Genomic DNA, 2,500 nt, shown 5'->3' with positions numbered 1-2,500 from the left:
GTCGTGAAAAGGGCAACAACCCTGACCTCCAGCTAAGGTCCCCAAGTCATGGCTAAGTGGGAAAGGATGTGAGGATCCCAAAACAACCAGGATGTTGGCTTAGAAGCAGCCATCATTTAAAGAAAGCGTAACAGCTCACTGGTCTAAATAAGGGTCTTTGCGCCGAAAATGTAACGGGGCTAAAGCCATGCACCGAAGCTGAGGATTTGCGAGTAATCGCAAGTGGTAGCGGAGCGTTCCGTAAGTCTGTGAAGGCGGACCCGTGAGGGCTGCTGGAGATATCGGAAGTGCGAATGTTGACATGAGTAACGATAAAGGGAGTGAGAGACTCCCTCGCCGAAAGACCAAGGGTTCCTGCTTAAAGTTAATCTGAGCAGGGTTAGCCGGCCCCTAAGACGAGGCGGACACGCGTAGTCGATGGGAACCACGTTAATATTCGTGGGCCTGGTGGTAGTGACGGATCTCGTGTGTTGTTCAACCTTATTGGATTGGTTGGGCGGCGAAGAGGTTCCAGGAAATAGCTCCACCGTATAGACCGTACCCGAAACCGACACAGGTGGTCAGGTAGAGTATACCAAGGCGCTTGAGAGAACTATGTTGAAGGAACTCGGCAAATTGCACGCGTAACTTCGGAAGAAGCGTGACCCTTTTGTACGCAAGTATGATGGGGTGGCACAGACCAGGGGGTAGCGACTGTTTATCAAAAACACAGGGCTCTGCGAAGTAGCAATACGACGTATAGGGTCTGACGCCTGCCCGGTGCTGGAAGGTTAAAGGGAGGGGTGCAAGCTCTGAACTGAAGCCCCAGTAAACGGCGGCCGTAACTATAACGGTCCTAAGGTAGCGAAATTCCTTGTCGGGTAAGTTCCGACCTGCACGAATGGCGTAACGACTTCCCCGCTGTCTCCAACATAGACTCAGTGAAATTGAATTCCCCGTGAAGATGCGGGGTTCCTGCGGTCAGACGGAAAGACCCCGTGCACCTTTACTATAGCTTTACACTGGCATTCGCCAAGGCATGTGTAGGATAGGTGGTAGGCTTTGAAGCAGGGACGCCAGTTTCTGTGGAGCCATCCTTGAAATACCACCCTTATCTTCGTGGATGTCTAACCGCGGTCCGTTATCCGGATCCGGGACAGTGTATGGTGGGTAGTTTGACTGGGGCGGTCGCCTCCGAAAGAGTAACGGAGGCGCGCGATGGTTAGCTCAGACCGGTCGGAAATCGGTCGTCGAGTGCAATGGCATAAGCTAGCCTGACTGCGAGACTGACAAGTCGAGCAGAGACGAAAGTCGGTCATAGTGATCCGGTGGTCCCGTGTGGAAGGGCCATCGCTCAACGGATAAAAGGTACGCCGGGGATAACAGGCTGATGACCCCCAAGAGTCCATATCGACGGGGTTGTTTGGCACCTCGATGTCGACTCATCGCATCCTGGGGCTGGAGCAGGTCCCAAGGGTATGGCTGTTCGCCATTTAAAGCGGTACGTGAGTTGGGTTCAGAACGTCGTGAGACAGTTCGGTCCCTATCTGCCGTGGGTGTAGGAATATTGACAGGTTCTGTCGCTAGTACGAGAGGACCGGGATGGACGTATCTCTGGTGGATCTGTTGTCCTGCCAAGGGCATAGCAGAGTAGCTATATACGGAATGGATAACCGCTGAAGGCATCTAAGCGGGAAACCAACCTGAAAACGAGTGTTCCCTATCAGAGCCGTGGAAGACGACCACGTCGATAGGACGGGTGTGGAAGCACAGCAATGTGTGAAGCTTACCGTTACTAATAGCTCGATCGACTTCTTCGTTCCCATTGTTCATGCTCATCGAAGATGAGCATCATCTGTTCTGTCTTCACGCTGTCGCGGCCTTCGGCCGCTGCGCTGCAGACGGCGCGCGCCACGTGGCGCGACGGACTAGCGTCCTGTATGGCTGCCTCGCTCGATCTCGAGCAAAGGCTGAATACGGACCGGTCACAGAAAGACGTGTCAATTAAATAGAGCCTTGGCTCTCCAGCTTCTCGAAACAACAGTTTCCATGTGAAAACATGGTCTGTGATCGCTTGGATCAGACGTTGCCTCATAGTCGAGGTGACCGTATGGCCAATTGGTGTCCCCTGTGAGCGTCAAGCGAACAGGATAAGGCACACCAATAAACAAGCAATCATATGATCCATGCGTTCCGCATGGATCATATGTTGCGTTTTGCCGACCTGGTGGTTATCGCGGGGCGGCTGCACCCGTTCCCATTCCGAACACGGCCGTGAAACGCCCCAGCGCCAATGGTACTTCGTCTCAAGACGCGGGAGAGTAGGTCGCTGCCAGGTCTGCAAAACGCAACACAAATCTTCTCATTCACAAAAACCGGCACAAAGCCCAAATCAAAAGGCCGCATCAAGCGGCCTTTATGCTATAATAAAACCAGTCAACGCGGGGTGGAGCAGCCCGGTAGCTCGTCAGGCTCATAACCTGAAGGCCGCAGGTTCAAATCCTGCCCCCGCAACCAAATC

At 53.5% G+C, this 2,500-nt stretch carries 1 tRNA gene and 2 rRNA genes (1 of these 3 cut by a window edge); all 3 read left to right on the top strand.

Annotation, left to right across the window (positions count from 1 at the left end):
* Positions 1–1,799, top strand: a 23S ribosomal RNA gene (locus ACIK7D_RS19440) (it extends 1,249 nt beyond the left edge of the window).
* A 403-nt stretch (positions 1,800–2,202) separates the two neighbouring features.
* A 5S ribosomal RNA gene (rrf, locus tag ACIK7D_RS19435) occupies positions 2,203–2,317 on the top strand.
* A gap of 102 nt (positions 2,318–2,419) precedes the next feature.
* Positions 2,420–2,496 (top strand) — tRNA-Met (locus ACIK7D_RS19430).
* The last annotated feature ends 4 nt before the right edge of the window (positions 2,497–2,500 follow it).

This window comes from Agrobacterium sp. P15N1-A (genome assembly GCF_044626815.1).
GTDB lineage: Bacteria > Pseudomonadota > Alphaproteobacteria > Rhizobiales > Rhizobiaceae > Agrobacterium > Agrobacterium leguminum.
Note: the sequence above shows the minus strand (reverse complement) of the source record. Positions and strands in the feature narration are given on the sequence as shown.